25 protein-coding genes are annotated in these 22,219 nt (G+C 61.3%); 11 read left to right on the plus strand and 14 right to left on the minus strand.

The genetic code is table 11. From position 1 onward, the window contains the following. Positions 1-20 precede the first annotated feature (20 nt). Both SynPROS71_RS12310 and cysC read left to right on the plus strand, forming a co-directional pair. Positions 21-347 (plus strand): translation initiation factor, encoded by a 327-nt coding sequence (locus tag SynPROS71_RS12310; protein ID WP_186595396.1) that lies wholly within the window; start codon positions 21-23, stop codon positions 345-347. A gap of 38 nt (positions 348-385) precedes the next feature. Continuing rightward, positions 386-1,009 (plus strand): adenylyl-sulfate kinase, encoded by a 624-nt coding sequence (gene cysC / locus SynPROS71_RS12315; RefSeq protein ID WP_186595397.1) that lies wholly within the window; start codon positions 386-388, stop codon positions 1,007-1,009. Here cysC and SynPROS71_RS12320 read toward each other — a convergent pair. Both SynPROS71_RS12320 and purE read right to left on the minus strand, forming a co-directional pair. Next, entirely contained in the window at positions 990-2,069 is a 1,080-nt protein-coding gene (locus tag SynPROS71_RS12320) for an AI-2E family transporter (protein ID WP_186595398.1), read from the minus strand. The two genes, cysC and SynPROS71_RS12320, sit on opposite strands and share 20 nt — an antisense overlap. Beyond that, positions 2,066-2,641: a 5-(carboxyamino)imidazole ribonucleotide mutase gene (purE, locus tag SynPROS71_RS12325; protein ID WP_255442182.1), complete on the minus strand. Its 576-nt coding sequence runs from the start codon at positions 2,639-2,641 to the stop codon at positions 2,066-2,068. The genes SynPROS71_RS12320 and purE overlap by 4 nt, the downstream gene beginning before the upstream one ends. Positions 2,642-2,702: 61 nt before the next feature. Between purE and SynPROS71_RS12330 the strand changes: the two genes are divergently transcribed. Both SynPROS71_RS12330 and bchM read left to right on the plus strand, forming a co-directional pair. Next, a complete protein-coding gene (locus SynPROS71_RS12330; protein ID WP_186598083.1) occupies positions 2,703-3,857 on the plus strand; it encodes an N-acetylglucosamine-6-phosphate deacetylase in 1,155 nt (384 codons plus the stop codon). A 26-nt stretch (positions 3,858-3,883) separates the two neighbouring features. Continuing rightward, positions 3,884-4,600 carry a magnesium protoporphyrin IX methyltransferase gene (gene bchM, locus SynPROS71_RS12335; protein ID WP_186595399.1) on the plus strand — a complete coding sequence of 239 codons (717 nt, stop codon included), beginning with the start codon at positions 3,884-3,886 and terminating at the stop codon, positions 4,598-4,600. Here the strand turns inward: bchM and SynPROS71_RS12340 are convergent, their stop codons facing one another. The 4 genes from SynPROS71_RS12340 to SynPROS71_RS12355 all read right to left on the minus strand — a co-directional run bounded on the left by SynPROS71_RS12340 (position 4,601) and on the right by SynPROS71_RS12355 (position 7,418). Next, positions 4,601-5,146 carry a hypothetical protein gene (locus SynPROS71_RS12340; RefSeq protein WP_186595401.1) on the minus strand — a complete coding sequence of 182 codons (546 nt, stop codon included), beginning with the start codon at positions 5,144-5,146 and terminating at the stop codon, positions 4,601-4,603. It lies immediately after the preceding gene. Between the two features lie 68 nt (positions 5,147-5,214). Continuing rightward, positions 5,215-6,105 carry an RNA pseudouridine synthase gene (locus SynPROS71_RS12345; protein WP_186595403.1) on the minus strand — a complete coding sequence of 297 codons (891 nt, stop codon included), beginning with the start codon at positions 6,103-6,105 and terminating at the stop codon, positions 5,215-5,217. Positions 6,106-6,155: 50 nt separating this feature from the next. Continuing rightward, a complete protein-coding gene (locus tag SynPROS71_RS12350) occupies positions 6,156-6,869 on the minus strand; it encodes a response regulator transcription factor (protein ID WP_186595405.1) in 714 nt (237 codons plus the stop codon). Positions 6,870-6,902: 33 nt separating this feature from the next. Continuing rightward, the gene (locus SynPROS71_RS12355; RefSeq protein WP_186595406.1) at positions 6,903-7,418 is read right to left on the minus strand and encodes a hypothetical protein; all 516 of its coding nucleotides are present in this window, start codon (positions 7,416-7,418) and stop codon (positions 6,903-6,905) included. 23 nt (positions 7,419-7,441) lie between these two features. Between SynPROS71_RS12355 and SynPROS71_RS12360 the strand changes: the two genes are divergently transcribed. Both SynPROS71_RS12360 and SynPROS71_RS12365 read left to right on the plus strand, forming a co-directional pair. Next, positions 7,442-8,620: a cysteine desulfurase family protein gene (locus SynPROS71_RS12360; RefSeq protein WP_186595407.1), complete on the plus strand. Its 1,179-nt coding sequence runs from the start codon at positions 7,442-7,444 to the stop codon at positions 8,618-8,620. An 88-nt stretch (positions 8,621-8,708) separates the two neighbouring features. Then, positions 8,709-9,479, plus strand: a complete 771-nt coding sequence (locus SynPROS71_RS12365; protein WP_186595408.1) for a hypothetical protein — start codon at positions 8,709-8,711, stop codon at positions 9,477-9,479. Here the strand turns inward: SynPROS71_RS12365 and SynPROS71_RS12370 are convergent. Then, positions 9,466-9,639, minus strand: a complete 174-nt coding sequence (locus SynPROS71_RS12370; protein ID WP_186595409.1) for a hypothetical protein — start codon at positions 9,637-9,639, stop codon at positions 9,466-9,468. The genes SynPROS71_RS12365 and SynPROS71_RS12370 overlap by 14 nt on opposite strands. Before the next feature lie 97 nt (positions 9,640-9,736). Further along, entirely contained in the window at positions 9,737-10,654 is a 918-nt protein-coding gene (gene rsmH, locus SynPROS71_RS12375; protein WP_186595410.1) for a 16S rRNA (cytosine(1402)-N(4))-methyltransferase RsmH, read from the minus strand. A 44-nt stretch (positions 10,655-10,698) separates the two neighbouring features. Here rsmH and SynPROS71_RS12380 point away from each other — a divergent pair, with 44 nt between their 5' ends. Next, positions 10,699-11,883 (plus strand): NAD(P)H-quinone oxidoreductase subunit H, encoded by a 1,185-nt coding sequence (locus SynPROS71_RS12380; protein ID WP_011934201.1) that lies wholly within the window; start codon positions 10,699-10,701, stop codon positions 11,881-11,883. Beyond that, positions 11,873-12,334 carry a thioesterase family protein gene (locus tag SynPROS71_RS12385; RefSeq protein ID WP_186595411.1) on the plus strand — a complete coding sequence of 154 codons (462 nt, stop codon included), beginning with the start codon at positions 11,873-11,875 and terminating at the stop codon, positions 12,332-12,334. The genes SynPROS71_RS12380 and SynPROS71_RS12385 overlap by 11 nt, the downstream gene beginning before the upstream one ends. A gap of 23 nt (positions 12,335-12,357) precedes the next feature. Here SynPROS71_RS12385 and SynPROS71_RS12390 read toward each other — a convergent pair whose 3' ends face one another. Genes SynPROS71_RS12390 through menA form a run of 3 tightly spaced genes read right to left on the minus strand, consistent with a single transcriptional unit; the run spans position 12,358 to position 15,606 of the window. Continuing rightward, entirely contained in the window at positions 12,358-13,614 is a 1,257-nt protein-coding gene (locus SynPROS71_RS12390; protein WP_186595412.1) for an AMP-binding protein, read from the minus strand. Beyond that, a complete protein-coding gene (gene menC, locus SynPROS71_RS12395; RefSeq protein WP_186595414.1) occupies positions 13,611-14,621 on the minus strand; it encodes an o-succinylbenzoate synthase in 1,011 nt (336 codons plus the stop codon). The genes SynPROS71_RS12390 and menC overlap by 4 nt, the downstream gene beginning before the upstream one ends. 4 nt (positions 14,622-14,625) lie before the next feature. Beyond that, positions 14,626-15,606 carry a 2-carboxy-1,4-naphthoquinone phytyltransferase gene (gene menA, locus SynPROS71_RS12400; RefSeq protein WP_186595416.1) on the minus strand — a complete coding sequence of 327 codons (981 nt, stop codon included), beginning with the start codon at positions 15,604-15,606 and terminating at the stop codon, positions 14,626-14,628. A 70-nt stretch (positions 15,607-15,676) separates the two neighbouring features. Here menA and SynPROS71_RS12405 point away from each other — a divergent pair, with 70 nt between their 5' ends. Further along, positions 15,677-17,116, plus strand: coding sequence for an isochorismate synthase MenF (locus tag SynPROS71_RS12405; RefSeq protein ID WP_186595417.1), 1,440 nt, complete (start codon positions 15,677-15,679; stop codon positions 17,114-17,116). On the opposite strand, the gene SynPROS71_RS12410 is transcribed toward SynPROS71_RS12405, so the two are convergent. Genes SynPROS71_RS12410 through grxC form a run of 3 tightly spaced genes read right to left on the minus strand, consistent with a single transcriptional unit; the run spans position 17,069 to position 20,327 of the window. Beyond that, positions 17,069-19,123: a S9 family peptidase gene (locus SynPROS71_RS12410; protein WP_255442185.1), complete on the minus strand. Its 2,055-nt coding sequence runs from the start codon at positions 19,121-19,123 to the stop codon at positions 17,069-17,071. The two genes, SynPROS71_RS12405 and SynPROS71_RS12410, sit on opposite strands and share 48 nt — an antisense overlap. Positions 19,124-19,125: 2 nt before the next feature. Continuing rightward, positions 19,126-20,049: a glutathione synthase gene (gene gshB / locus SynPROS71_RS12415; protein ID WP_186595418.1), complete on the minus strand. Its 924-nt coding sequence runs from the start codon at positions 20,047-20,049 to the stop codon at positions 19,126-19,128. A gap of 23 nt (positions 20,050-20,072) precedes the next feature. Continuing rightward, positions 20,073-20,327, minus strand: coding sequence for a glutaredoxin 3 (gene grxC / locus SynPROS71_RS12420; protein WP_186472084.1), 255 nt, complete (start codon positions 20,325-20,327; stop codon positions 20,073-20,075). A gap of 52 nt (positions 20,328-20,379) precedes the next feature. Here grxC and SynPROS71_RS12425 point away from each other — a divergent pair, with 52 nt between their 5' ends. Next, the gene (locus SynPROS71_RS12425; protein ID WP_186595419.1) at positions 20,380-21,174 is read left to right on the plus strand and encodes an FUSC family protein; all 795 of its coding nucleotides are present in this window, start codon (positions 20,380-20,382) and stop codon (positions 21,172-21,174) included. Next, the gene (locus SynPROS71_RS12430) at positions 21,171-22,202 is read left to right on the plus strand and encodes an FUSC family protein (protein ID WP_186595420.1); all 1,032 of its coding nucleotides are present in this window, start codon (positions 21,171-21,173) and stop codon (positions 22,200-22,202) included. The genes SynPROS71_RS12425 and SynPROS71_RS12430 overlap by 4 nt, the downstream gene beginning before the upstream one ends. Positions 22,203-22,219: the final 17 nt, after the last annotated feature.

The raw sequence follows: 22,219 nt of genomic DNA on the forward strand, positions 1-22,219 counted from the left end.
GTGTGGGATTAGGGAGAACGATGCCGAAGGGAGGCTGGCAGGAATTCAGCAACATCGACAGTCTGCAGCGACCGATAACAGCGTCGTCAGACCCGACACCCAAGGCAGAACAAAGGGTGCGAGTGCAGCCCACCCGGGGGGGCAAGGGAGGCAAGACCGTCACCGTGATCAGCGGACTGGATCTCGACCCTGCCGGCTTTAAATCACTGCTCAAAAAGCTGAAAACCAGGATCGGCAGTGGCGGCACGGTGAAAGAAGAATTGATCGAACTGCAGGGTGACCAGGTGGATCTGGCCTTGGAGCTCTTATCGAAGGAGGGATACCGACCGAAGCGGGCCGGCGGTTGAGCGACAATGCGCCCTCGATTGTTCCCCTCACCTCTGCCATGAGCTCAGCGTCTCCGAAGGCCACCAACATCGTGTGGCATCAGGCCTCGGTGAACCGCGATGCCAGGGCTGAGCAGCGCGGCCATCGCAGCGCCATCCTCTGGTTCACAGGCCTCAGTGGAGCAGGCAAAAGCACCCTGGCCAATGCCGTGAATCAAGCCCTGTTTGAACGCGGCCTGGCCACCTATGTGTTGGATGGCGACAACGTTCGCCATGGTCTTTGCCGCGATCTTGGCTTCTCGGACGCTGACAGGGAGGAGAACATTCGCCGCATCGGCGAAGTGGCCAAGCTCTTCCTTGACTCCGGTGTGATCGTGCTCACGGCGTTCGTGTCCCCGTTTCGTGCTGATCGCGACAAGGCCCGTGCCCTGGTGGGAGAGGGTGACTTTCTTGAAATCTTCTGCTCAGCAGACCTAAGTGTCTGCGAAGAACGCGACACCAAGGGCCTCTACGCCAAAGCCAGGGCGGGCGAAATCAAAGAGTTCACAGGGATTTCGAGCCCCTATGAGGCCCCGGAGCATCCGGAACTCTCTGTGGACACGGGAGCTGGCGGGCTCGAAACCTGTGTCAACGAGGTGGTGGCCGCACTGGTGAGTCGGGGGATCATCCCTGCTCAGATTTGATCAACTCACTGCTGGCAGGGATGCCCTGACGCTCTGCCCAGGCATCCACCAGCGTTTTGAAGCAACTGGCCACCGGAACGGCGAGAAGCAAACCCAGCAGCTCTCCAAAGCCATAAAGCTCTCCTGCTTTGGCACCGAGGGGTAGAGCAATCAGCAACCAGGCCGGTTGGAGTCCCACGATGCTGCCCATCAACCGTGGTTGGATCACCTGATCCACCAGCTGACCGACCAGGATCGCCGCCACCAGGATCTCCAGACCAGTCTTGGGATCCTGAAAGGCCAGAAGTCCGCTGACCGCAATGATCGTCAGGGCGCTCGCGTAGGGGATCAAGGTAGTGAATCCGATCAAAACGGCGAACAGAACGCCGTAAGGAATCTGGAGAACAGTGAAGACCACGATCTGCCCCACCGCCAGGATCAGAGCCAGTAAGACCTGACCGGCAAAGTATCCCCGGAATGTGCGTGAGAGTGTGCTGATCACCAGCGCACGCCAGTCCGCGGGAAGCCATCGGGCCAGGCCAGCCGCAATCGAACGCCCGCCAAGCAGGAAGAACACCGCCAGCACCAACACAATCACGGTGTTGATGGTGGTTCCCAGGGTTGCCCCAAGGATGCCGAGCAGCCTCTGGCTGATCTGGCTGGCCACCCGACCGGCTCGGGTGAGGAGATCACTGCTCAGATCTCCGAATTCACTCGGCAATCCCTTCGCATCAGCCAAGGATTGAAGGCTTGTGATCCAGCCCTCGGCCTTGTTGAGCAAGCTTGGAAGGGCGTTGATGAGCTGTCCAAGCTGGTCGATCAGCAGAGGCACCAGGGTGATCCCCGCGAACACCAGCACGCTGATGGTGAGCAGAGTCACCAGCACGATCGCCAACCACCTCGGCAGGCCGCGGCCGGTGAGCCAGACGCAGGGAATATCGAGGAGGAAAGCGATTAGTGCCGCCGTGAGAAAAAGGCCGGGAAACGGAGCCAGAGGAACCGTGAGCTGCCTCAGCACAAAAAGGTTGAGAGTGAGCAGAGGCAACGCAAGGCTCCAGCGCATCCAGGCAGGACCATTCATGGGGCATTGTCTTTTGCACGCATTGTGGCCATGGCATCCAGATAGGCCGCAGACCCGAGCTCGACCAGACGTTGATCCTTCGCGGTCACCGCATCGTGAAGCTGACGTCGATAGGCCCCGAGACGCTCCAACAGGGCGTGGTCTTGGAGCGACAGGATCTGCGCCGCCAGCAATCCCGCATTCAGCCCGCCCCCGATGGCAACCGTGGCCACGGGAATGCCACCCGGCATCTGCACAATCGAATGCAGAGAGTCCACACCGGAGAGCATGGTGCTGCGCACCGGCACGCCGATCACCGGCAGGGTGGTGAGAGACGCCACCATTCCCGGCAGGTGAGCCGCGCCGCCGGCACCGGCCACGATCACCTGCAAACCGCGGTTATGGGCCTCACGGGCAAAGTCCACCATCTCAAGCGGTGTGCGATGGGCCGACAACACGCGCACCTCCACAGCAACGTTGAGCCTCTCCAGAACCTCAATCGCTGGTTGAAGGGTAGGAAGGTCGGAATCACTGCCCATGATCACGGCCACCCGCGGTGACATCGATGACTGGACTGGATCGGAAGGCGTCATGGCAACAGGCAAAACGCGCAGAGAGGGCGAGACTTCCATCGTCCCGCACCAGACCGCCCGCATGCGCCGGATCACCCACGTGCGACTGCCTCAATGCCCTGGCGCAACACCAAGCCAGGGTCTGCACTGGCTGATCTTGAGTGATCAAGGTGTGATCACCGAGATCGGTCCCATGCCGGCGATGGCTGCGATGGCAGGAGAAAGCTGGAACGGAGACTGGCTCAGTCCACGGGGAATTGACCTGCAGATCAACGGTGGGCTCGGTCTTGCCTTCCCTGAACTCTGTGACGACGATCTTCCCCGGCTGCTGCAGCTTCTCGACCAGTTGTGGCGTGATGGTGTCGAGGCCATCGCCCCGACCATGGTCACCTGTGGCGTCGAACCCCTGCGCCGTGCACTCTCCGTGCTTCGCCAGGCCAGAAGCCTGCACCAAAAGGGCCGCTGCCGCTTACTGGGGGCGCACCTGGAAGGTCCGTTCCTGGCAACAGAGCGCCGGGGCGCTCACCCGATCACGCACGTTGCCCCACCCAGCCTTGCTGCGCTGGAGAGGCGGATCGCAGGATTTGAAACCGAGATCAGCCTGGTGACGCTCGCCCCGGAACAACCCGGGGCGGAGCACGTGATCAGTCAGCTGACCAGCCTCGGCATCACCGTGGCCCTGGGCCACAGCACAGCCACCGGTGAGCAGGCCGCGACAGCTTTCGATCAGGGGGTCGGCATGCTGACCCATGCGTTCAACGCTATGCCTGGCCTGCATCACCGGGCGCCTGGCCCCGTAGGAGAGGCCTGCCGTCGCGGCGGCATTGCCCTTGGCCTGATCGCCGATGGCGTACACGTGCACCCCACCATGGCGGTGTTGCTGCAACGCATGGCCGGCGATCAGATCGTGCTGGTGAGTGATGCGCTAGCGCCCTATGGGTTGGCGGATGGGGAGCACCGCTGGGACGAACGCGTCCTGCACGTGCAAGACGGAACTTGCCGGCTGGAGGACGGAACCCTCGCGGGAGTAACCCTGCCCCTGCTCGAAGGCTGTTGCCGGCTCGCCCTCTGGAGCGGCGATGCAGATGGGGCGATCTGGGCCGCGACGATGGCACCGAGACGGGTCATCGGTATGGATCACAGCGTTGAGGGGCTGGTGGGACAACCCATTGACCATCTGCTGCGCTGGGACCTGAGCGACGAGGGAGCATCCCTTGCCTGGCGTGAAGCTGCTTAAGATCCCGCCGACGCACCACCAAGCCAATGACCCCTGAACAGCAGCTGAAGGACAAGCTGGCCGAGAAGCAGGAGGTGAAGGGGTATTTCGAAACCACTGGCTTCGATCGCTGGAATCGCATCTACAGCGAATCCGACGACGTGAACAAGGTGCAGCGCAACATCCGCATCGGCCATCAGAAAACCGTGGATGAAGTCCTGGCCTGGATCAACAACAGCGGCGAGCTCAGCGAGGTGAGTTTCTGTGATGCCGGCTGCGGTGTGGGGAGTCTCAGCCTGCCCTTGGCGGCGATGGGCGCAGGCTCGATCAGCGCCAGCGACATCTCCGAAGCGATGGCCCAGGAAGCAGAACGCCGGGCCCGCGAGGCCGGCCTCGACATGACCAAACTCCACTTCTTCGCCAGTGACCTGGAAAGCCTGAGCGGCTCCTTCCACACGGTGTGCTGCCTGGATGTCTTCATCCATTACCCCCAGGCTGCCGCTGAAGAGATGGTGAAACACCTCTGCAGCCTCAGCGAGCAACGGCTGATCGTGAGCTTCGCCCCTTACACCCCACTGTTGGCGCTCCTGAAGAGCATCGGCCAGTTGTTCCCAGGCCCCAGCAAGACAACCCGTGCTTACACCCTGAAGGAGGAAGGCATTGTCAAGGCTGCGATGGCCTGTGGCTACGAACCTGTCCGACGCAGCTTGAACAAAGCACCGTTTTATTTCTCAAGGCTGATCGAATTTCGCAAGAAAGATTGATCAGGAGCCAAACTGATTGAAAAGCTTGAATTCAGCGACAGGGGGATTACCGGGGACGAACATTGCCGTTCCGATGAAACCGTTATAGATGCCTCCCTGTCCAACAACAGTGGCTTGGTGCTTCACAGGAATGATGTCGCTGATTGCCAAATCCATTGCCCCGGATTTTGCCATCGCCTGCATCTGGGCAGCATCAGCCTGGAGATGTCCCATCGAGCGAACCTGCAGATTGCCGTCTTTGAAAACAAAGGTTCCCTGAGCGCTTGTCAGAAAAACATCTTCACCATCAACATCCCGCCGCTCAACAACCTGCTCGATACCAAAAAACGAGCCATCAATCTTGTCGCAACCGTCTTTATCTGAAGCTTTAGCAACAACGAGTTTATATGACACGGTATCGCCAACGTCAAATTGACCGTCGTTATTTGAATCAATGAAGGTTCCGTTTTCGATTCCACAAAAGGCCACTTCCAAGGTTTTGGTCTCAGGCTTCGAAGCCTCTTTTTCACCCGTTGAGCAGCCGGCGGCCAACAGGAGTGAACTCAAAGCAACAAGAGACAGTGAGCGACGCACGACCAATAGCCTTACAACTCTTGAATTCTGGCAAGCAGCGGTTAACCCGGGGTAAACCGAGACCCGGCCTCACAACTGAGATGCAGGCCGTTCTCAAACACCAGCGTGTGGGCATGCAACAGATAGCCGCCATCCCCAGGCACCGCAGCAGTGTTGATCCGCTGCTGCGGCAGATACAGCGGATCCCCGAGCAAGGGTGCCCCCAATTGCGCCAGGTGAATGCGGATTTGATGCGGGCGACCGGTGCTGATGGCCACCTCCACAAGATCGCCTTGATCGCAGCGCTTCAGAAGGCAAAGCTCACTGCGGGCAGGAAGGCGCCTGCGCGGAGTCTCTGCGTCGCGAGGATCAGGCCCCCAGACCCATCCCAGGAGCGGATGGCAACGCTCCACCACATCGGTGGTCACCACCAACGGGTGATCCGCTCGCAACCCCGCCACAGGCTGGGTCCAGGCCAGATAGGTCTTCCGGCAACCGCCTTCTGGTCGGAACTCTCGTGAAAGCCTGGCCCGTGTTTGCGGTCGACGCGCGCACACCTGAAGCCCTGACGTGAACCGTCCAAGACGATGCACCGGCTTGGGAGCCTGGCTGGCGCCGGCCGATCGACTGGTCTCCACCAACAAGGAAGAGAGGGTGTGCTGCAGAAATCCACCGCCAGGCATCACCGGTAAACCCGACGGCTTGTTAATAACCAGTACGTCACCATCGTCGTAAACGACGGACCACTGATCCGGGATCGCAGGCTCAAGCCACGGAGGTCGTCGCCACTGCACGACATCCCTGAAACCCACAGGCACATCGTTCTGAAGAGACTGTCCATTCAGGAGCAATTCACCGGTACGGATCCGGCTGTCCCAAACGTCCCGAGGCGAGTGGGCATACCGGCTGGCCATTACTGCACTCAACATCTGGCCCGACTCGGACCCTTTCATTCGATCCGTATAGATCCAGCCCTGATTCAATGCGGCTGGCCGCCAGCCCTTCACTCCACCAAGCGATGCTGCAGGGCGTAGCGCACCAACTCTGTGCGACTCGAAGTCCCGGTCTTGATGAACAGACGACTCACGTATTTCTCAACATTGCGGATCGAGGTTTCTAGCTGCCGGGCGATTTCCTTGTTCATCAACCCTTCGGCGACCAACTGAAGAACACTGCTCTCGCGTGGTGTGAAGCTGTGCTGCACGGAGTCCTGAACGGGAAGGGCCTCCGCTTGGGCCAGCAGCGAACGGATTTCAGTGATTTGCTTCGCGATCTGCCCCATGTCCGCATCTGCAAAGCGAGCGGCTTCCTGAAGCAGGCGCTGTTGACGCTGGGCCACGTTGCGAACCCGCGCAACCAATTCATCGGGGTCAAAGGGCTTCGGAATGTAATCGTCAACTCCTGCGAGATACCCCTGCGTGCGATCAGCGGTCATTCCCTTGGCCGTCAGGAAAATCACCGGTGTGCCCCCCAGCCGTTCGTCGGCCCGCAGGCGCGTGAGCAGCCCATAACCATCGAGGCGAGGCATCATCACATCGGTGATCACCACGTCGGGCAGCATCTGCTGAGCTTTGCCGAAACCCTCCTCACCATCCACAGCCGTGGTCACCTCGAAACCTTCATCCTCGAGGTAGGCCTGAACGGCGGAACGCAGGCCGGGTTCGTCGTCGACCAGCAACAGACGAACGGGTGGCTGCTCGGGCACTGAGGCAGTCATGACCTGATCGAATCTGGGCGGAATCTAAGTGGGTCAGCCCCCTGGTAACCGCAGCACTTCTTGAGATTCGATCAGCAGGGTGGAATATCCGAGTTCTCTCGCCTTGTCCGTTAACGAGTCAGGATCCTTACCAGCCAGTTCGGGATGGCAAGCCGCCCACCACACCAGATGGTCTTCCCTAGCAGTGGCGCGCACCGGGCCACCTGGGTTGAGTTTGCGGATGTAGAGCGCTTCCTTATCCCGGGTGACCCGCACCGGCTCCTCAGCACTGCAATCCACCGACTCGCTGGGAATCAAAAGATTGTCGGGATATTCCTGCCACAACTTGAACTTGCGCAGCTCAGGATTGGCCGGGTCGCGCTTGATCGCAAAAATCCCCAAGGTGTACTCACCGCCCACATCCCGCTTCTCGAGCACGACCAGATCAGGGGGACGCATGGATTTCATTTGTTCGAGGATTTCGTCGCGAGTGATCCCCTCCGCCATCACAGGTTGAACTGCAGAGGCTGCCATCAGGCCCAGACTGGAGATCAAGCACAAGGCACGCATCGCATCGATCACAACGTCACACCATGCTGCCAACAACCAGCGCCGATCTGATCCCAGGCGACTTAATTCAGCTCGACCATCAAGCCACGACCCCTTGCCATCCCCAGGTTGTGCAGGCGATGGAGCCCTGGTGGCAGCAGGAATGGGGCAATGCCTCAAGCCGGCAACACCGCCTGGGACTCACCGCAGCGGCAGCCGTGGCTTCAGCACGCGACAGGTTGGCCTCCCATCTAGGGGTTGAGGCCAACGACCTGATCTTCACCAGCGGGGCAACGGAAGCCAACAACCTCGCCCTGCTGGGCCATGCCCGCGCCCGCGCCAAGGCTGAAGGGCGTTGCGGCCACGTCATCACCGTGGCCACGGAACACCATGCGGTGCTGGATCCCATGCACCAACTGCAACGGGAAGGCTTTGCGCTGACCGCGCTGCGTCCTCAGGAGAACGGCCTGATCGATGCGGACATCCTGAACAACGTGCTTCGCGACGACACGCAGCTGGTGAGCGTGATGACGGCCAACAACGAGATCGGCGTGATTCAGCCAATGCACGAACTGGCGGAGCTCTGCAGGAGCAGGGGCATCACCGTGCACACGGATGCGGCCCAGGCTTTCGGTCACCTCCGCCTGAATCGGGACGAGCTGGGCTGCGATCTCATCAGCCTCAGCGCCCACAAGCTGAATGGCCCCAAAGGAATCGGCGCACTGGTGAAACGTCGCGGAGTCTCCATCCAGCCACTGTTATGGGGAGGAGGCCAAGAGCAGGAACTGCGGCCGGGGACCTTGCCCGTGCCCCTGATTGTGGGCTTCGCTGCGGCGGCAGACCTGGCACACGCCAACCTGGAAACTTGGCAGCAGCAGCTCACCCTCCTGAGGGAGCGACTTTGGCAGGGCCTGAAGTCACGCCATCCCCAATTGGAGATGAATGGAGCCCATGAGCCGCGGCTGGCTCACAACCTCAACATCACGATTGCCGATGTCTCGGGCGCCCGTTTGCATCGCTGCCTGAAGCGCTCATTGGCCTGCAGCAGCGGCTCCGCATGCAGCAGGGGAGAACCCTCCCATGTACTGCAGGCCATCGGCCGAAGCCGCCGCGAAGCGGAAGCCTCCTTACGCCTGAGCCTGGGGCGAACGACAACAACGGCGGAGATCGATCGCGCTGTGGACGTGATCTCTACATGCATCAACCAGCTTCAAGGAAGCTGAGCCACAGAACCAAGCGATTGCCGCCATTCACAAAACCTGGAAAAATCCGTCAAAACGGCTACCTTTTGGGGAATTAATTAGTCAGTCCATGACAGCAGCACCTGAAAACGGTCGCCTCCACGTTCTGAAGGCTGTTGAAGATGGCTGGAATGCATTTGCGAAGGCTCCGTGGACCTTCCTTCTTTATCAGGCTCTTGTAGTAGTGATCGCCTTATGCTTTGCATTTTTGGCAACCATTAGCGGCCTACGCTTAGCATCATTTGAAGGGCTTTCCGAGATTCACCCAGCAGGAGCAACCCTTGGCCTAATAATTGGCCTCATTGGTTATGTAATTACTATGCTGTGGGGAGCAATAGGGATTATACGCGGAGCTTGGATCAGCCTTGAAGGACAAAAACCAACCTTTCGAACTTTTACGCGCTGGGATGGCAACGCGACACGCCGCTTATTCATCAAAGGCATCTCATTAACAGCTGTAATTCTAATCATAGCCATTATCACTTCAGTCGCAGGCCTTGGACTAGCCCAGATTAACGGAGTTTTAGCAGTAGCCCCTGCAGCAGTTTTTGTTATTATTTATGTTTACTTGATTATAAATCAAAAGTTCCTACCCTTTATTGCACTCTTTGAAAAGAAAACGCCCTTTGAGGCAATAGCTCGGGGGCGCAAAGTGGTTGATCCTTCCTGGTGGATGGTTGCCTGGTTCTTCATTGTAGAAGCCGTCTTGTATGCAATCGCAGGACTCTTTCAATACGGCGGATTATTTGTCGTCTTTCCCATATTGACTTGCATTTCGACTGCAGCTTACCGTCAATTGTTTGGCAAAGAAGATCAGACCGGTCTTCTCAGCGGAAATTAAGCGCAGCAATTCCGAGAAGAACCAGCAGCTCCTGGGCTACCAGGCTCACCAGCAAACTAGCCACCGAACCTTCGATCAATGGATGGTTCCAGGCTGCGAACGGTTTGATGGAGAACCCGCACCTGGGCATCACTGCCGCCGGCGTGATCAATCCAGCCACGGATCGGCAGTAACAGCTCCCAGGCTGTCGCTCTCCGCCCGCAGACCGCAAACGCCATCGAGCCAACATAAGCACGCAGGAAGGGATGAGCCTGTCATCAAGACTCTGAACGCTTCCTAGCGATTCGCAGCTTGGCACTTCGGCTACGCGGGTTCTGCTCCTGTTCCTCTTCAGAGGCCACCAGCGGGCGACGCGTGATCCGTTCCAGCCGCTCATCCTGGAGAAATGCCGTTTTCACACGCCGGTCCTCAAGGGAGTGAAAGCTGATGATCGCCAGCAGACCTCCCGGCTGCAGCCAATCAGGGGCGGAGCTCAGGAGCTTCTCCAACACGCCCAGTTCGTCATTAACGGCGATGCGCAGGGCCTGAAACGTGCGGGTCGCAGGATGAATGCGCCCACGTCGGGCCTTGGGTGGATAGCAACCGGCGATCGCGTAAGCGAGGGCGGCGGTGCCTGCGTAGGCCCCCTGCGCTGCCAAATCCGCCTTGATCCGGCGGGCAATCCGGCGGGATAGACGTTCCTCGCCGTAGGCATAGATCAGATCGGCCAGGTCGGACTCCTCTAACCGTTCGATCAGCTCCGCTGCCGTCTCACCCCCACCCTCCGGATTCATGCGCATGTCGAGGGGACCATCGAGGCGAAAGCTGAACCCCCGCGCTGCCACATCAAGCTGGGGACTGCTGACACCAAGATCCGCCAGAACCAGTGATGCCGACTGAGGGGGGCTGTAATCGGCGAAATTGGTGGCCACGATGCTGACCCGCTCCTCCCAAGGGCGCAGACGCACGGCGGCCGCCGCTCTCGCGGTGGCGTCCTGGTCGAGCCCGATCATGCGCAAGTCGGGATAACGGTCCAGCAACAGACTGCTGTGCCCCCCACCGCCGAGCGTGGCATCCACAACCAGGCCAGACTGCCAGTGATCACTGGGCTCCTGGTCCAACGCATTCAACAAAACATCGGCCAAGACCGGCACATGCCGAAACGTCGAATCGGTCGCAGGGAGCTGATCGGGCATGGGTCCTTCCTAAGATCCCAACACGATTGTTTTGTACCGGCCCCATGACGCAGCTGGAAACGCGCACGGAGCCGATGGTGGTCAACTTCGGCCCCCATCACCCCTCCATGCACGGGGTGTTGCGGCTGGTGGTGACCCTCGACGGTGAAGACGTGGTGGATTGTGAACCGGTGATCGGTTACCTCCACCGCGGCATGGAGAAAATTGCCGAGAACCGCACGAACGTGATGTTCGTGCCCTATGTGAGCCGCATGGACTATGCGGCAGGCATGTTCTACGAGGCCGTTGTGGTCAACGCCCCGGAGAAACTGGCCGACATCCCCGTGCCCAAGCGCGCCAGCTACATCCGGGTGCTGATGCTGGAACTGAACCGGATCGCCAACCACCTGCTCTGGCTTGGTCCCTTCCTCGCTGATGTGGGCGCTCAGACTCCGTTCTTCTACATCTTCCGGGAAAGGGAGATGATCTACGACCTCTGGGAAGCCGCCACCGGCCAGCGGCTGATCAACAACAACTATTTCCGCATCGGCGGAGTCGCCGCTGATCTTCCTTGGGGCTGGCTGGAGAAATGCCGTGATTTCTGCGACTGGTTTGGCCCGAAGATCGATGAATACGAGAAACTCATCACCAACAACCCGATCTTTCGCCGTCGCATCGAAGGCCTGGGTGTGATCGGCAAAGAGGAAGCCATCAACTGGAGCTTGTCTGGGCCGATGCTGCGCGCCTCAGGTGTGCCCTGGGATCTGCGCAAGGTGGATCACTACGAGTGCTACGACGACTTCGACTGGGATGTGGCCTGGGAGAAAGAAGGTGACTGCTTCGCGCGTTATCGGGTGCGCATTGAAGAGATGCGCCAGTCCCTGAAGATTCTTCGTCAGGCTTGCGACATGATCCCCGGTGGACCCACGGAAAACGTGGAAGCCCGTCGCATGGCCGAGGGCAAAGACAGCGAATTCGCAGGCTTCGATTACCAATACGTGGCCAAGAAAGTTGCCCCCACGTTCAAGATCCCGAACGGTGAGCTTTACACCCGCCTGGAATCAGGCAAAGGGGAGATCGGAATTTTCATTCAGGGAAACAACGACGTCACTCCCTGGCGTTTCAAAATCCGGGCCGCTGACAGCAACAATCTTCAGATCCTTCCCCACATCCTCAAGGGACACAAGGTGGCCGACATCATGGCGATCCTGGGATCGATCGACGTGATCATGGGATCCGTTGATCGCTGATTCCTCCAGCTGGCTGAAGTTGTCAAAAAAGGTGCGCTTCGGCGACACCGATGCTGCCGGTGTGATGCATTTCCATCAGCTGTTGCGTTGGTGCCACGAAGCCTGGGAGGAGAGCCTTGAGCGTTACGGCGTCGCAGCCCATGCTGTCTTTCCAGGCTGCCGCGGCCAGGAGCGATGGCCGGCGATTGCCCTACCGGTGGTGCACTGCCGTGCCGACTTTCTTAGGCCGGTGCATGGCGGCGATCAACTGAGCCTGCATCTCACCCCACAACGCCTGGATCCCAGCAGCTTTGAGGTGCACCACCGCTTTCTGCTGGAGCAACAGGATGTCGCCCATGGCTGGATCCGGCACGTGGCCATCAGCACGGAAACACGACGACGCTCTGCCTTGCCGGATGCCATTGAACGTTGGCTGGAAGCCTCTCTGATCGGCCGGATCAGCGAGCTCTGAGGGCTCTTCAGAACAACAGCTTGCTAGTGCTGCAACGCCAGCCATTGGCGCCAACGCTGACGCTCCCACTTGCCGGCCGCTGTGGGTTCCAGATCCGGACAGTGCAGCCAACGCCTTGGACGTTCCGCGGCAGGCCAGTCGGACACCAAAGCCATCAAAGACTCCAACGGAGGCTCGGAGCCAAAGCTGATCGACCAACGAAACAAGGCAACCAACTGCTCGCCCCACTCCAGCTGCGGTTCCCCGAGCATCAAAACAGCATCGAGCGGCAGGCCTCCATGCCGAGCCGCAGCCATCAACCGCTCCTCAAGCTGGGATGGATACACCGTGACCCCTCCAGAGAGGATCGCGCCATCCCGGCGCCCCAGAACATGCAGGTGTGGCTGAGCAGCAGTCTCTGAAAGCCGGGCCCGATCACCGCTCCACCACCAGCCCGCAGGATCGGACAGCGGATGCAACGCGCCGGCAGGATCGACCCTGGCCAGGGCCAAGCGATCACAACGCACAGCCAGGGCTCCATCCCCATTCACCTTGAGATCAACGCCCTCAAGAGGCTGACCACAGCCATCGCCGCCCTTGAGAAAATCCCAGGGCTGTTGGGCCGTGACCATCGCAGCGGTTTCGGTTGCGCCGTAACAGGGAGCCAGCTTCAAACCGATCTCGCGCGAAGCGGCAGCCAGATCCTCGGGCAAGCCTGCCCCGCCAACCCAGATTACATCCATGGCCTGCAACCAACGGCAACCGCCGGGGTGGGCCAGCAAACGCCGCAGCTGGGTAGGAACAAGCGACAGCAGCATCGGCCGCTGCCGCCAGGCAGGGTGTTGCACACTCCACTCCAGCAGTCGAGCCGGGTCTTTCATCAGCTCGGGAGCCAGCCAGCCGTGGGCAGCGTCCCACTGGCGTGCCCGCCACCAGGGCATGAAGCCACTCACATGCTGAAACGGGAGCGGATTCCAGACCAAGGCCGTGGTGGGGTCGATGCTGATGCCGCGAAGCCACTGGGCAGTGGCCTGAGCTGAGCGCTCGAGATTGCCAACGGAATGCAGGCAGAGGGATCGTCCGCCAGTGCTGCCTCCAGTGGACAACACCAAACCAGGGCCTTCTGGCCACCCAACAGCCTCTGGCCACCCAACAGCCTTTGGATGCAGTGAAGCCGGGTCCGCCGAAGGATCACGGACGAGCAGCCGCACCCACTGTCCCTGACCCATGGCCTCCTGCAGGCGGGTGATGGTGTCCTCAGGGTTCAGGGGATCGCACAAAAGGGCGACAGCAGAGGTCATGGCATTCCCTCCGCAGCCTGGGCCCAGACCTGCTCAGGTTCAGAGGCGAACAACGGTCCTGAAGGGGTCCACCCAGGCGCGAGGCCGGGGGCGACAGGTGTGGGGCCCTGCTGTTGCACCTGGGCCAGCAGAGCAAGCCAGCGCGCACCGATGCCGGTTTCAAACGCCGTGCTCAGCATCAGCTTTGGACGTCCTCTCTGCAGATCCTGAAGCAAGGGTCTGGGATCACCCTCCAACGCCGGACGCCGGACCTGCCAACCCGGCCAGTACTCACGAAGCTCAGGGTTCAGGGCCAGAGATTCATCCAACGCCACGGGGACCCTTTCCCCTAATCGCGACAACCCCTCCAAATCATCGGCCGCCAGCGGTTGCTCCAGCCAGTCCAGACGCGGATCGCCCTCGACGGCATCGGCCCAGCGATCGGCAGTGACCCGGTCCCAGCCGCCATTGGCATCCAGACGCAGCCGAGCCTCGTCGGGGAGACGCTCGAGGAGCAGGCCCAAAAGCCCCCACTCCAAAGCCGGCTCAGCAGCAGCCACTTTCCACTTCAACGTGAGCGGCGCCACCCCGCACGATTCGCCCGAAGCCTCTCCGAGCTGCGCGAGCAGGGCCTCAAGCGCTGCGGGCATGGCATGACCCGCCGGGAGCAGTTGGGCCGATTGCGGCGGGGAACACCAACGCTGACCATGGGCATCACCCACCACACCGTCGAGCTCTGCCAGGGCGGCTCCGATCGCGAAGGCCAGGGCAGCGGGAAGGGTCGGCAGCAGCGCCTCCAACTCCTCACGGGAGCGGCACAGGTGCAGGGTCCAAGCGTTGAGCATGCGCTCACAGCAGCGTTGCTCGCCAGGATCGAGCGGGGACACCTCCCCCCATCCCGACGCACCGGAACCAGGGGCAACGATCCTGAGTAGCCAGCCTCGGCGCTGCTGCCAGCTCCCGCGCGAGGTCACCAGCGGCCGCGTGAGCTGGAAGGCATAGGGACGGAACACCAGCTGCAGGGTCATGCCCTTAGAGCAACCGGTGAACAACGGCCTCGAACCGGGGTCCGATCGCCAGGCCGATACTCAGCCCCAGCCCATTGAGCGCCTGGAAGCGCAGGGCCAGGAATTTGCTGCCGGCGACCCTCTCAGCATTCCGGTGGTGGTCGCGCAGCAGTCGAATGAGCGCTGAAGCTGCAGGCAAGCCCAGGCCTCCCAGCAAAGCGGTCAGCGGCCAGTGTCCATCGAGAACCGGCACCCATTCCAGAGCAAGGGTGCCGGCGATGAACCAGGGCACGAGCGCCGCAGCGCGGGCCGTTCCCATCCGCACCACGGGCGAGCGCTTGCCGTGCCGAGCATCCGTCTCCACCTGATGGAAATGGGAGCAGAACAGCACCAGGGTGGTGGCGATCGCAGGACCCGATCCGAGTGCCAGGGCTGAGGCCCAGGGCACCGTTGCCGTCGCGGCGACAGGCTGAACAGGGGTGAGCACCATCAGCGCTGCTGCAGTAGCCAATGGACCAAAGGCCATCCAGCACAGGGGCTCCCCCAGTCCGAGGTATCCCAAACGAAAGGGAGGCCCCTGATAGAGGTAACCCAGAAGGCAGCACAGCAGCACAAGGCCCAGCACCCAAACGCTGCTGCGCAAGGCGATCACCGCCATCAGCAGCAGCCCCGCCACCAGGGCGCCATGCGCCAGCCGGCGGACCGGCCGTCGTCGTCCCAACAACGCCACCACGGAATGGGGTTTCCCCTCAACATCCACCCCGGTGTCGGCATCGAACAGATCGTTGCTGAGATTTTCCCAGAGCAGCAGCAAGACCGCTGCCACAAGAAATGCCATGGCCTGTCCCCAACGCACCGGAAGACCGGCGCCGATCCTCCAGCCCAGGGCCAGAAGCATCGGCATCACCGCCACGGAGTACATCGGCCACTTGATGGCCGCCTTCCAAAGACGCCGCCGTTCCGCCTCCGGGGAGTGAAGGGTTGCAACAGCCTGGCGATCTGACATGGACTGGACCCCTGAAGTCCTCATCAAGACTCATACATTTGAGCAGCACCCTTTCAACACTGCCGCCCGGATGTCGGCCGAGTCCTTCCCCAGCTCGATGGCGATGCGCTTCGGCGATCGGCTCCAGCAGGCCCTGCAGGCCTGGGAGCAGCGCCAGGGTGAGGACTGTGTGATGAGTCTGGCCGTGCCCATCGGCGGCCTCGACCCCCTGCGGCACCTGCCAGGCCTGCAGTCCTCAGACCCTTTCCGCTTCCTTTGGGACGGGGCACCGGGTCTGTGCCTGGCCGCATCCGGTCGCTGCCACCATCTGGATCTCGCGGGTCCGAAACGATTCGAACTGGCACAGCGTTTCTGCGATGCCACCCTCGGCAGGGTCGTGGAAGGCTCTCCAGACGCACCGGCACAGGCCCGATCGCGCATCCTGCTGGCCTTCTCGTTTTTCGAGCAGCCGAGCGAACAACAGCCCATGGGAGGCATGCCCTCCGTGCAGGCCGTACTGCCCCGATGGCAACTGAGTCGACAAGGTCGCCAGGGCTGGCTTCGGATCCACGGGGTCGCCCACGAAACAGAAGATGTTCGCCTGCTGATCGAAACGCTTTGGTTGATGGCCGAGCGGCTTCAAGCCCAGCCCCAGCTGTCAGAACCATGGGCGGAAACGGTGCAGGGCAGTATCAGCCCTGGCGATTGGGAATCGCGCTATGCGTCGGCCCTTGAACGGGGGCTGGAGCTGGTGAATGAGGGTGAACTCCACAAGCTCGTGCTGGCCGTTCGGCAATCAATCCAGCTCAGCGCGCCCCTCAATCCCCTGCCGCTGCTTGATCGCTTGCGGCACCAGCAGGCCGGCAGCTGCCGCTTCCTCTGGCAGCGGGACGCGCAAGACTCCTTCTTTGGAGCGTCTCCCGAACGGTTGCTGAGCCTGCGTAACGGACAGCTCCGCAGCGATGCGCTGGCCGGAACAGCCGGTCGGCTTGAAACCGGAGAGTCGCTTCTGAATTCCGAAAAGGACCGCAGGGAACATGAATTGGTGGTGCAGGCGATCACTGATCATCTGAAGAGCCTCGGGCTAACACCCCGCAGACCCAGGCGCCCCCAACTCGCCCGGCACGGCCGCTTGATGCATCTCCATACCCCGATCACTGCCGCGGCCGAGGAACAGTTGCCGCTGTTCCTGGCTGGTGCCCTGCACCCCACACCGGCAGTAGCCGGGCTGCCCAGACGTCAGGCCATGGGTTGGCTGCGCAGCCTTGAACCCTTCGAGCGCGGAGGGTATGCCGCTCCCATCGGCTGGATCGACAGTGCCGGCGACGCCGAACTACGGGTTGCCATCCGCTGCGGCCATGCCCATGGCTCTCAACTCGACCTCACCGCTGGAGCCGGACTGGTCAGGGGTTCGGTGGCGGAGCGGGAGCTGCAGGAAGTTGCACTCAAACTGACCGTGTTGGCCGATCAGTTGGACCTGCAATCAGGATCCGGAGCGCTGGAGAGCACGTTGCCGCCATTGCATGGATGACTGATCGAGCACGTCTCCGAACGGCTGTGCTCGACCGCCAAGATGCTCACTGAGAAAAGCTTCCACCAGAGCGGTCAGCGCCAGCGCATTGCGCGGGTTGGACAGGCCGTGGCCTTCATCGGGGAACACCACGAAATCAACGGGCAATTGCCGAGCGACCATCGCCTCAGCGATGGTTTCGCTTTCGCTGAGCTTGACCCTGGGGTCGTTGGCGCCATGAACAAGCAGGAGTGGGCGCTGAATCCGATCCACATGGCGAATCGGTGAAATGGCGTCGAGATCAACGGATCCCACCCCAATCATGCGTTCGAAGATGACGCGGGCCGACTCCCAGTAGGGAGGAATTGACTCCAGAAGGGTGCGCACATTGGAGGGCCCCACCTCCGCAATCGCAGCCGCGAAGAGTTCCGGGTCCCGCGTCAATCCTGCTAATGACGCATAACCGCCATAAGAGGCGCCCATGATGGCAATGCGATCAGGGTCAGCGATGCCTTCCTCAACAGCCCAGCGGACGGCATCGACCAAATCATCCTGCATGCGGGCGTACCACTCGCCCTCACCCGCGAGGAGATGAGCCTTGCCGAAACCGGTGGATCCTCGGTAGTTCACGCTGAGCACGTGGTACCCACGATTGGCCAGCAATTGATGCGTCGGATTCAGTCCCCAGTAATCCCTGGCCTGGGGACCTCCATGCACAAGCAACACCAAAGGACCAGGGCTGTCATTAGCGCCCAGGGCCGTGCGAGTGAGATAGCTGGGCAAACGCCTGCCATCCCGAGCCTGCAGATTCAGACTCTCCATCGGACGAAGCTCGTAATCATCCAACCGCGGCTGCACTGAAAACAAGCGCCGGCTCTGTTGGCGGTCCCGATCCCAAAGGAGATATTGCGGACCCTGGTCATCAGAGCCAACCACCACAAGCCAGCGGCGATCGTTCAGATCCTGATCCACCACGCTGAAGTCCTTGGTCCCTGCCAGCCGCTTCAGCTGATCGACATCCTGCTGAATGGAAGGATCCAGCACCACAAGACGGCGGCGCAGATCCACCTCATTCAGGGCAACGGGCAGACCAGTTTCTGGATCACTCAAGGCACCCCCAAGGGCACCGGCTGAGGAGCGATAGACCAACTCTGGGGTGCAGTCGTCACCACAGGTCTTGAGGTGATCCCGACTCCAACGCACGAGACGGGGAATCTCCTCGTCCGTGCTTAGGATCCCGTAAAGCCACTGGCCATCCCGGGTGAACGCACTCGGTCCCGACGCACTGATCGTGTCCTCAAAACTGAACGTGAGGAAGGGCCTCCAGTCGGCCTCACCCGGCAGCCGCAGTTCCCAGGCACTGCCGCCGTCTGGGAGCACCTGAGAGCGCAACACCGGCTGCCAAGCCCCGTCGATCCAATCCACCGACACATTGCGTCCGTCGTCGGTGGAGCGATACAGCAGGCGGCGCTGGCCGGTGTTCACATCGATGACATACAGATCGTGAAACCGGGGGTCACGATCATTGAGACCCACCACAAGCTCGGAGGGAGCGTCCTGATCACCAGCCACCAGAATCGCCTTCACACCTTTGGCAGGCGTGAGGTCGGTGGCTTCGCCACTCCTGGGATCGATGCGAACCAGCACGGTGTTCTCATCGCCATCAGCATCCCTGGATGAGATCAGATAGCGGCCATCCGCAGTCCAACTGGCAGCGCGCTGTGGTCGATCCCGTTTCTGGGTGAGAACGCGGGCCGGAGCGTCGCCATCGAGATCTCGAACCCAGAGATTCAGCACACCACCGGAGGGCGCCAGGTAGGCAATGCGCTGGCCATCCGGGCTGAGCGAGACGCCAGCGATCTCAGGATTACCGAACAACACCTCCCGGGGGATGAGAGGCGGGGGGGACCCTGCCAGCACCGGACGCACCGGGGAAGAGAGGGTCCCGATTGCTCCAACCAACAGAACTGTGCCGAGCAGAAATCCTTTCTTCAACACAGCCGATCCACCTTTAAGTGGATTGTGCACGTTCAGCCCAGTTGTTGCAGCCGCTCGATCACCTGATCAGCGAGGGGTTGCTGCATCAGCCGTTCCACTTCTCGAATCCCGGTGGGGCTGGTGACATTGATTTCACTGAGCATTCCGCCGATCACATCGATGCCGACGAAGAACAACCCCTCGGCGCGCAGGGCAGGCGCCAGCGCCGCACAGATCTGGCGTTCCCGTTCGCTGAGTTCGGTGACCTCCGGCTGACCTCCCACGGCCAGATTGCTGCGGAACTCCCCAGCCGCGGGGCGGCGATTGATGGCCCCCAACGGCTCCCCATCCACCAGAAGAATGCGTTTATCGCCTTCGGACACCGAGGCAAGAAAACGCTGCGCCATGACGGGAAGCCGTTCCTGCTCGGTGACCAATTCCAGCAGGGCTCCCAACCCCGGAGCTTGCGATGACACCCGAATCACCCCAAGACCCGCCCTGCCGCCCAGAGGCTTGAGCACGATTTCGCCTTGGTCCTTGGCAAAGGCCTGCAGTTCTCCAACCCGGCCAGAAACCAGGGTCGGGGCCATCCAGCGGCTGAATCGCAGGGCGCCCAGCTTTTCATTCCAGCTGCGCAAGGAGGACGGCCTGTTCAGCACACACACACCCGCTCGCTCCGCCACATCCAGCAGATGGGTGGCATAGAGGTAGGCCTCATCCACCGGCGGATCCTTTCGCATCCAGATCACCTTGAAGGTGTTGAGCGGCAACCGCTCGCGCTCCCCGATCCTCACCCAAGGATCGGGCTGGACCGGGGCCGCCATCGCCAGAGGCTCATCACCGAGGGCGATGAGATCAGCAGGCGTACAGGCCCAGACCTCCAAGGAGGCACGCGAGGCCGCCTGCATCAGCGCCGCCGTGGAATCCTTGGCGGGGTTGATCCGCTCCAGCGGATCGAGCACGAACAGATGGCGCATAACCAGACCAGTCAATCCGTGGCTTAGGAGAGCAGGGCGTCAAGTTTCCCGGCTCTTTCAAGAGCATGGAGTTCGTCGCATCCCCCGATGTGCTGATCCGCGATGAAGATCTGGGGAACACTGCGGCGGCCATTCCCCCGTGCAGCCATGGCATCGCGGGCCGGCTCATCACCGTCTACGGAGTACTCGGTATAGGTGACGCCCTTGCGATCCAACAGCTGCTTGGCGCGGATACAAAACGGGCAGGTGCGCCAGGTGTAGATCTCGACGCTCGGCATGGAGCACTCATCATGGACCCGAATCTTATGCAGGGCTGACCGCTTCGGAGCGATGGCGATCCACCCACCATCCGCGCGGCAGATCCGCAACGCAATTCAGGTGGGGTTCGCAGGCTTCCTCGCCACGGGTTTTTTCGTGATTGCAGGGGCAGAAGCCACCCGGGTCGATGCTTTCTATGTGGTGTATGGCGTAGCCCGCAGCCTTCTGCCCACCCCGGAAGCCTCGCTGAAGGCAGCACGGGCGAGGGTCGTGGGCACCCTGTTCGGTGGCCTCGTGGTGATGATGCTGATCAAAGCGGTGAGCAACTGGCTCGCCGTGGGCATCGGCTACGTGCTGGTGAAACTGCTGGGTCGGCGACTGGGGCTGGATCAAGCCACGTTGATGAACGCAGTGCTGATGGCGGTGCTACTGGTGGCGATCCCTGGTTATCGGGACCTGGGCGGCCTGTATGTGCTGTATCGGACCGGGTGGCATCTGCTTGGGTTGATGCTTGGAATGGCGGTTGAACGGCTGTTCTGGTTCACTCCCTTGCTGACGCGGCTGCAGCGCAGCGAATCAGAGCTAGTCGGCCAGCTGCACGATTTGCTGAATCAGGATCCGGCGCAACGGGCTACGGAGTTGATCAGTGCTTATGCATCCCACTGCAGCCTGCGCAGCATCGTGCTGAAGAGTGATCAGGCCGCCATACTCGGCACCCCTGAATCCCAGCAGCGGCAGGAATGGCTGGAACGGGCCGTGCGCCATGGCGTGGCCCGGCAGCGGGTCCCGCTGCCGTTGGCATCAATTGATGCGGACGGATGCCGGGATGCGCTGCGTCAGCTCGAATCCATTGGTGGGGTTGCATGACGGCGACGCCACAACTGGCCCTGGTGCTGCGCAACGGAGTGTTGCTGATGCTGTCCCTGGCAGCCGTGGACAGGATCGGCCTGCCCGAAGGCCTGTTTCTAGCCCTCGCCATCCTCGTTGTTCTCGAGGCGGATCTCGGTGGGGGGGTGATTGCAGGCCGAGAGCGGGTCATCGGAACACTGATGGGCTTGCTGGCCGTGGTGATCACCGCGGGGATCACCCTGGTGCTGCCGCTACCGGCAAGGGTGTTCAGCGGCCTGCTCTTGGTGCGCCTGTTTGGCTTCGCGGCTGGCTTGAGCAGTGGATTCATCGTGGGCGGCCATGTGGTGGCCGGCAGCCTGCTCCACCATCCCGACAACTGGTGGTATTACGCCTTCTGGCGCACGGTGATGACGATCCTCGGCGTTTTGATCGGCGTCTACATCTCGCGTCATTTGTACAGCCAACGGTCGGTGAGCCGTTGGCGAGAACAATGCCGGAGCTGGACCGGGGATCTGGCGCATGCCCTCCTCCACCTCAACAACATCCCCGAGCGGGAGCTCTTTTTTCTGAATCTTCGCGAGCGCCGCAATGCGTTGCGTCGCAGTCTCCCCCAGCTGATCGCCGAGCAATCCATCACCCGCAGCAGGCAGGACAGCGTGCGCTGGGCCCAGGAAGTCCTGCAGCACTGCAGCACCGTAATGAGCAGCTGCAGGGACCTCAGCACCCTGCTTCAGTGCCAAACCGAGCTCACTCCAGCCCTAAACGAATCCGTGCATGGGTTGCAGCGCCTAGGTAGCGAGCGCCTGAAAGCCATTGGACAGGACCTCTCCATGCAAAACGCCGCACAGAACAACGAATGGTCTCGCCTTCGCCTTGAGCTGAAACAGGCGGTGGAAGCGTCGTTGCTCCATCCGACTGGAACGGATCTCCGTTCCGAAGACCCTGAGCTCCAGCAAAGGCGCTTGCTGGCCAGCCGTCTGCTGCTGCTCAGCGATGCCCTCGAGCAGATGCCCTGTTCGCCCTCGGGCAAGGGTGTAGCTCCCTGAGATAGGGTCTGAAAATC

Origin of the sequence: Synechococcus sp. PROS-7-1, assembly GCF_014279795.1 — a bacterium.
Taxonomy (GTDB): Bacteria; Cyanobacteriota; Cyanobacteriia; order PCC-6307; family Cyanobiaceae; genus Synechococcus_C.

What these genes read in the sequence shown, in the direction of transcription:
- SynPROS71_RS12310 (WP_186595396.1), top strand. Translation starts at nt 21, where the DNA reads ATGCCGAAGGGAGGCTGGCAGGAATTCAGCAACATCGACAGTCTGCAG.
- cysC (WP_186595397.1), top strand. Translation starts at nt 386, where the DNA reads ATGAGCTCAGCGTCTCCGAAGGCCACCAACATCGTGTGGCATCAGGCC.
- SynPROS71_RS12320 (WP_186595398.1), bottom strand. Translation starts at nt 2,069, where the DNA reads ATGAATGGTCCTGCCTGGATGCGCTGGAGCCTTGCGTTGCCTCTGCTC.
- purE (WP_255442182.1), bottom strand. Translation starts at nt 2,641, where the DNA reads ATGACGCCTTCCGATCCAGTCCAGTCATCGATGTCACCGCGGGTGGCC.
- SynPROS71_RS12330 (WP_186598083.1), top strand. Translation starts at nt 2,703, where the DNA reads ATGCGCCGGATCACCCACGTGCGACTGCCTCAATGCCCTGGCGCAACA.
- bchM (WP_186595399.1), top strand. Translation starts at nt 3,884, where the DNA reads ATGACCCCTGAACAGCAGCTGAAGGACAAGCTGGCCGAGAAGCAGGAG.
- SynPROS71_RS12345 (WP_186595403.1), bottom strand. Translation starts at nt 6,105, where the DNA reads ATGAAAGGGTCCGAGTCGGGCCAGATGTTGAGTGCAGTAATGGCCAGC.
- SynPROS71_RS12350 (WP_186595405.1), bottom strand. Translation starts at nt 6,869, where the DNA reads ATGACTGCCTCAGTGCCCGAGCAGCCACCCGTTCGTCTGTTGCTGGTC.
- SynPROS71_RS12355 (WP_186595406.1), bottom strand. Translation starts at nt 7,418, where the DNA reads ATGCGTGCCTTGTGCTTGATCTCCAGTCTGGGCCTGATGGCAGCCTCT.
- SynPROS71_RS12360 (WP_186595407.1), top strand. Translation starts at nt 7,442, where the DNA reads ATGCTGCCAACAACCAGCGCCGATCTGATCCCAGGCGACTTAATTCAG.
- SynPROS71_RS12365 (WP_186595408.1), top strand. Translation starts at nt 8,709, where the DNA reads ATGACAGCAGCACCTGAAAACGGTCGCCTCCACGTTCTGAAGGCTGTT.
- rsmH (WP_186595410.1), bottom strand. Translation starts at nt 10,654, where the DNA reads ATGCCCGATCAGCTCCCTGCGACCGATTCGACGTTTCGGCATGTGCCG.
- SynPROS71_RS12380 (WP_011934201.1), top strand. Translation starts at nt 10,699, where the DNA reads ATGACGCAGCTGGAAACGCGCACGGAGCCGATGGTGGTCAACTTCGGC.
- SynPROS71_RS12390 (WP_186595412.1), bottom strand. Translation starts at nt 13,614, where the DNA reads ATGACCTCTGCTGTCGCCCTTTTGTGCGATCCCCTGAACCCTGAGGAC.
- menC (WP_186595414.1), bottom strand. Translation starts at nt 14,621, where the DNA reads ATGACCCTGCAGCTGGTGTTCCGTCCCTATGCCTTCCAGCTCACGCGG.
- menA (WP_186595416.1), bottom strand. Translation starts at nt 15,606, where the DNA reads ATGTCAGATCGCCAGGCTGTTGCAACCCTTCACTCCCCGGAGGCGGAA.
- SynPROS71_RS12405 (WP_186595417.1), top strand. Translation starts at nt 15,677, where the DNA reads ATGTCGGCCGAGTCCTTCCCCAGCTCGATGGCGATGCGCTTCGGCGAT.
- gshB (WP_186595418.1), bottom strand. Translation starts at nt 20,049, where the DNA reads ATGCGCCATCTGTTCGTGCTCGATCCGCTGGAGCGGATCAACCCCGCC.
- grxC (WP_186472084.1), bottom strand. Translation starts at nt 20,327, where the DNA reads ATGCCGAGCGTCGAGATCTACACCTGGCGCACCTGCCCGTTTTGTATC.
- SynPROS71_RS12425 (WP_186595419.1), top strand. Translation starts at nt 20,380, where the DNA reads ATGGCGATCCACCCACCATCCGCGCGGCAGATCCGCAACGCAATTCAG.
- SynPROS71_RS12430 (WP_186595420.1), top strand. Translation starts at nt 21,171, where the DNA reads ATGACGGCGACGCCACAACTGGCCCTGGTGCTGCGCAACGGAGTGTTG.